5 protein-coding genes are annotated in these 5,589 nt (G+C 63.2%); all 5 read right to left on the reverse strand.

What is annotated here, in order from left to right; genetic code table 11:
* Positions 1 to 209: 209 nt before the first annotated feature.
* The gene (locus ACESNG_RS19610; protein ID WP_373058565.1) at positions 210 to 2,714 is read right to left on the reverse strand and encodes an ATP-dependent Clp protease ATP-binding subunit; all 2,505 of its coding nucleotides are present in this window, start codon (positions 2,712 to 2,714) and stop codon (positions 210 to 212) included.
* 28 nt (positions 2,715 to 2,742) lie between these two features.
* Positions 2,743 to 3,843: an ATP--guanido phosphotransferase gene (locus ACESNG_RS19615; RefSeq protein WP_373058567.1), complete on the reverse strand. Its 1,101-nt coding sequence runs from the start codon at positions 3,841 to 3,843 to the stop codon at positions 2,743 to 2,745.
* Positions 3,840 to 4,328, reverse strand: coding sequence for a UvrB/UvrC motif-containing protein (locus ACESNG_RS19620; protein ID WP_373058569.1), 489 nt, complete (start codon positions 4,326 to 4,328; stop codon positions 3,840 to 3,842). The genes ACESNG_RS19615 and ACESNG_RS19620 overlap by 4 nt, the downstream gene beginning before the upstream one ends.
* Entirely contained in the window at positions 4,328 to 5,083 is a 756-nt protein-coding gene (locus ACESNG_RS19625; RefSeq protein ID WP_373058571.1) for an ABC transporter ATP-binding protein, read from the reverse strand. The genes ACESNG_RS19620 and ACESNG_RS19625 overlap by 1 nt, the downstream gene beginning before the upstream one ends.
* On the reverse strand, positions 5,076 to 5,589 hold a 514-nt coding region (locus ACESNG_RS19630), incomplete at its 5' end, for an FtsX-like permease family protein (RefSeq protein ID WP_373058573.1). The genes ACESNG_RS19630 and ACESNG_RS19625, both read right to left, overlap by 8 nt.

Here is a 5,589-nt window from a genome sequence, read left to right on the forward strand (position 1 = left end):
CCACGGATCGCAATGGAGTCGGGGGACGCACAGCGCCCTGTTACGTCTTGAGCCGCCGCTGCTCGAGGGGCAACCGCAGACGCAAACAGGGCGATACCGGCCAACACCAACTGGGCCTTTCTTTTGGGGACGCTCTTCAGCATAGCCTTTGAATATACAGCAAACAGCAAGCGGCCGGACCCGTGGGTCCGGCCGCCGCTGATCCCGCGTTACGCCTGAGGCGTCGGGGACAGAACGCGGAACTCCAGTTTCTCCTTCTCGGTGGTCGAGACCGCCACTTCGACCTCATCCCCCTTGGAGAACTCGCCCGTCAGAATCTTCTCGGACAGCGGATCCTCGATGTACCGCTGAATCGCCCGCTTGAGCGGACGAGCGCCGTAGTGCTCGTCGTGCCCGTGGTCGACCAGGAACTCGGTCGCCGCGTCGGTCAGCTTGATCGTAATCTCCTCCTCAGCCAGACGCTTCTGCACGTCGGCGAACAGGATAGAAACGATCTTCGAGATGTGCTCCTTCCCGAGCGGGTGAAACACGATCACGTCGTCGAGACGATTGAGGAATTCAGGGTTGAATACGCGCCCCATTTCCTCCTTCACCTTCTCCGAAATACGCTCGAAATCCCCGCGCGCATCGTTGCCGGCGAAGCCCAGTGACTTACCCCGCGTGATGTCCCGAGCGCCCACGTTCGACGTCATGATGACGACGGTGTTCTTGAAATCGATCAGCCGGCCGTAGTTGTCCGTGAGGTGACCCTCATCGAGCACCTGCAGCAGGATGTTGAACACGTCCGGGTGCGCCTTCTCGATCTCGTCCAGCAGAATGACCGAGTACGGTTTGCGTCGCACGGCCTTCGTGAGCGTCCCCGAGTCTTCGTAGCCCACGTACCCCGGCGGGGCCCCGATGAGTCGCGACACGGAAAACTTCTCCATGTACTCGCTCATATCGACGCGAATCAGAGCCGACGTGTCGGCGAACAGGAACTTGGCCAGCGAACGCGCAAGCTCGGTCTTACCGACGCCTGTCGGCCCCGAGAAGATGAACGAGCCGATCGGACGACGCGGATCTTTCAGGCCGGCGCGGCTGCGGCGGATCGAGCGGGCAAGCGCCTTGATGGCCTCGTCCTGACCGACCACGGACTCGTGCAACTCGTCCTCCATGCGGAGCAGACGCGCTGTCTCCGCTTCCTGCAGACGCGTGACGGGAATGCCCGTCCAGCGACTCACGATGAACGCGATCTCTTCCTCACCCAGCGTGGGACGGTGCGACTGACGCCGCTGCTCCCAGTCTTCCTGCTTGCGGCGGATCTGCGCCTGCAGATCGCGCTCGTTGTCTCGCAACGACGCGGCCCGCTCGAAGTTCTGATCGCGCACCGCCGCTTCCTTCTCGGCGTTGAGCGCTTCAAGCTGTTCCTTGAGTTCAGCCACTTCGGCCGGGGGCACCTGCGCCGCCAGACGCGCCCGCGCGCCTGCCTCGTCGATCACGTCGATCGCCTTGTCCGGCAGGAAACGGTCGGTGATGTACCGCTCCGACAGCTTCGCCGCGGCAAGCAACGTCTCGTCAGGGATGTTCACACGGTGGTGGTCTTCGTACTTCTTTCGCAGCCCTTGGAGGATCTGCACGGTCTCATCGATCGAGGGTGGCTCGACCACGACCGTCTGGAATCGACGCTCGAGGGCTCCGTCCTTCTCGATGTACTTGCGGTACTCGTTCAGCGTGGACGCCCCGACGCACTGCAGTTCGCCGCGCGCGAGGGCTGGCTTGAGCATGTTGCTGGCGTCGATCGCGCCTTCAGCTGCACCGGCACCCACGAGCGTATGCAGCTCGTCGATGAACAGAATGACCTGCTTGTTCTGCGCGATCTCGTTCATGACCGCCTTGAGACGCTCTTCGAACTGACCGCGGTACTTGGTGCCGGCAATGACCGCCGCCATGTCGAGCGAGAGCACGCGGTTGTCACGCAGCGAATCCGGGCAGTCGCCGTTGGCGATCAACTGCGCGAGTCCTTCCACGATCGCCGTCTTGCCCACACCCGGTTCGCCGATCAGCACCGGGTTGTTCTTCTTCCGGCGCGTGAGGACTTCCATCACCCGCTCGATTTCCTTCGCGCGCCCGATCGTCGGATCGAGCTGGCCCTCGGCAGCAAGCTGCGTCAGGTCGCGGCAGAAATGATCGAGGGCCGGCGTCTTCGACTTCTTGTCGCCCTTGGCCGGTGCCGCCGTCGGCGGGACGCTCCCGGCCTTGTCGGCCTGCGGCGCCTGTCCACCCTGCGGCATTTCCGTGCCAAGCAAACGCAGCGTTTCCGCTCGAGCCGCTTCGAGATTGACGCCCGCGTCGGTCAACACCTGTGCGGCGATCCCCTTCTCTTCACGAAGGAGGCCCAGCAGCAGATGTTCGGTACCGACGTAGCTGTGATTGAGATCGCGGGCTTCAGCCATCGCGAGCTCGAGCACCTTTTTGGCGCGCGAGGTATACGGCAGATCAGGTCCAGTGGCCTGTGCCGCTTTCCCCTTCTTGACCGTGTCCTCGATCTTCTGGGTGACGTCGTCGAGATCCACGTTGAGGTTTTGCAGCACCGCCGCCGCAACGCCCTCACCCTCGCGGATCAGGCCGAGCAGGATATGCTCGGTGCCCACATACTCGTGGTGCAGGCGCGCCGCTTCTTCGCGTGCCATCGCGAGAACTTTTCGCACCCGCTCGGTGAAGTTGTAGCCGTTCATCGTCCCCTCAGGGTCGTAGGGAAGCGGATCATTCGACGCCGCCGCCTTCGCTCACCAATACGTGCCGCACGTATTTGGCGCGCGCCAGATTGGTCTCGCTTTCCGTCAACGCACGCTGCTCGAGATGAGACAGATGCGCCGACTGGGCAAAAATCAGGAGCTTGTTGAGTGTGTATACACTGAGACCCGTGATCAGTTTCAGTCCCACCGCCAGTCGTACTCCACTCAGGTAGTTCATGGCTTCGTCGAAGGTCAGACTGCGGGCGTACCGCAGCGTTCCGTAAGCACGCCACAACTTGTCTTCGATAATATAGCCCGCATCTCGGACCAGCACACGACGTGCTTCCTCCTCGCGTTCGATCACGTGGCGTACGACGCGGACCAGCAGGTCCTGCAGCTCTTCCTCCGAACGTCCCAGCGTGGTCTGGTTCGAAAGCTGAAAGAAATTTCCTACCACCTCACTGCCTTCGCCGTACAATCCGCGATAGGTCAGCCCCATCTGTTGCAACCCGGCCAGCACCTTGCCGATTTCCTTGGTGAGCACCAGCCCCGGAAGGTGAATCAGGACCGAGGCGCGAAGCCCCGTGCCGGCGTTCGTCGGACAGGCCGTCAGGAAGCCGAACTCGCGATGGAACGCGTACGGCACCTGTAAGCCGAGCTCCTGATCCAGACGGTGCACCGCCTCGAACGCCTGGGGAACGGCGAACCCCGACCGCAGCGACTGTAAGCGAAGATGGTCTTCCTCGTTCACGAGCAGGCCCACCGATTCACCCAGGAACACGGCGGCCCCGGAGCGAATGGGATGCTGCGGATCGAGTCCCGCCAGCTCCTTGCTGACCAAATGACGCTCGTGAAGCAACTGCCGGTCGACCGTGGCCAACTCCTCGAGACGAACCAACAAGCTGCCACTCAACGAGGGAACCCCGCTGAGGGCGTCACGTACCTGAGCCAGCATCCGCAATCGTTCGCCGTCGCGGGCGCGACCGGTGAAGGCGTACCCCGTGACGTTGCGGGCGAGACGCATCCGGGTCGAGATCACGACATCCGCGTTCGGACCCGACGCGTCTAGCCAGCGCACCCCGCCGTCGGGCAGCAGCGACAGATTCAGGGCCGGTCGTGGGGACGTCATTCGATCACCTTGATGCGGTCGCGCAACTCGGCGGCCAGTTCGAACTGCTCGGTATCCACCGCCCGCTGCAGGCGATCCCGTAGATCGTGAACCGAGTCAGGCTTCGGCGTCGCAACATGGGTTACCGGCGCATTGTACCGCTGGCCCACGTGCCGGGAGCTGCCGTGCAGTCGACGCAACAGCTCGCGGAGGCTCTTCTCCATCGCGTCATAGCAGTGCGGACATCCCAGACGCCCACTGGCCCGGAAATCACGCGCGGTGGCTCCACAGAACGAGCAGGCTGCCGCGTCTTCACTGGTCGTCGACGCCTGCTGCTGCACGGCCTGCAAGATGTCTCCCAGCGGGTGCTGCGCAACGGCGACCGTGGTCTCCACGCCCTTCGCCGCTGCGCACTTCTCGCAAAGATGGAGCTGCGTGACGGCGTTGTCCACGATGCGTGTCAGGTGCACGACGGCGTCGCGCTCTTTGCAGTTATCGCAGATCATCAGCCGTCCGTTCCGAGACCGTTCGTCACCACCAACCGTCCTCCTTCCAACAATAGCGCCCGATCGGCTCGGGCGGCCAGCGCCTGATTGTGGGTCACGACGACCAGACCCAACGAGAGATCACGAGCAAGTTCCGAGAAGAGATCATGAAGCCGTTCCGCATTGTACAGGTCGAGATTTCCGCTGGGCTCGTCGGCCAGCAACAGCGCGGGCTCCGCCGCCAACGCGCGCGCCACGGCGGTACGCTGCTGCTCGCCACCAGACATCGCACCCGGCCGGTGATGACGGCGCGCCGTCAGCGACATCCGCTCCAGCAAATGCTCGGCCCGCTCCCGGGCGATGCGGTCCGCGACACCTGCAATGCGGAGAGGCATCATCACATTCTCCAGCGCGGAGAACTCACGCAGGAGATGATGAAACTGAAACACGAACCCGACCGCACGGTTCCTGAGCCTGGCCACGGCCTCGTCGTCAAGACCACCGACGCTTTGCCCAGCAAGGTCGATGCGACCCGCCGACGGCCGCTCCAGCGCACCGAGGACGTGCAGCAGGGTGCTCTTCCCCGCCCCGCTCGCACCGACAACGGCGACCATCTCGCCGCGCTTCACCGTAATCGAGACCTCGTCGAGGATCCGGATCACGCCGCCATCGCCGCCCCGGAATTCCTTGACGAGCCCCTCCGCATGAACAACCGGTAGTCCGTCGGACCGCGCGCCACCGGTGGCAGCGAACTCCGCCGAAATCAACTCACTCATGACGGATCGCGTCGACCGGGTATAACCGCGCCGCCTGCGCCGCAGGATACAGCGTGGCGAATGCCGTGATCACGAGACTCGACACCACGATCAGCAGCACGTCAGGAAGCTGGATGGCCACCGGTAAATGGTCGATGAAGTAGACCGAGGGATCGAGTGAGATCAGCTGGTATTTCTCGAGCAACAGTGAAAGGAATAGTCCAATCGCCACGCCCCCACCCGTGCCCACTGCACCTACAACGATTCCCTGATAGAGAAAGATCCGACGAATCGACTTCGCCGGCATCCCCATCGCCCGGAGGATGCCGATCTCACGGGTCTTGTCGGATACCACCATCGTGAGCGTACTCACGATGTTGAACGCCGCCACGACCACGATGAGCAGGAGGATCACGCCCATACCGAGCCGCTCCAGTTTGAGCGCCTGAAACAGCGAGCGATTCTGTTCCTGCCAATCGATCGCGCGCACGGGTGCCTTGAGGTTTGCGCGGAGCGAATCGGCCACC

The organism is Gemmatimonas sp. (assembly GCF_041689975.1).
Taxonomy (GTDB): domain Bacteria; phylum Gemmatimonadota; class Gemmatimonadetes; order Gemmatimonadales; family Gemmatimonadaceae; genus Gemmatimonas.

Excerpts from the sequence above, each read along its gene's own strand:
- ACESNG_RS19610 (WP_373058565.1), bottom strand. The coding sequence starts at position 2,714 with ATGAACGGCTACAACTTCACCGAGCGGGTGCGAAAAGTTCTCGCGATG.
- ACESNG_RS19615 (WP_373058567.1), bottom strand. The coding sequence starts at position 3,843 with ATGACGTCCCCACGACCGGCCCTGAATCTGTCGCTGCTGCCCGACGGC.
- ACESNG_RS19620 (WP_373058569.1), bottom strand. The coding sequence starts at position 4,328 with ATGATCTGCGATAACTGCAAAGAGCGCGACGCCGTCGTGCACCTGACA.
- ACESNG_RS19625 (WP_373058571.1), bottom strand. The coding sequence starts at position 5,083 with ATGAGTGAGTTGATTTCGGCGGAGTTCGCTGCCACCGGTGGCGCGCGG.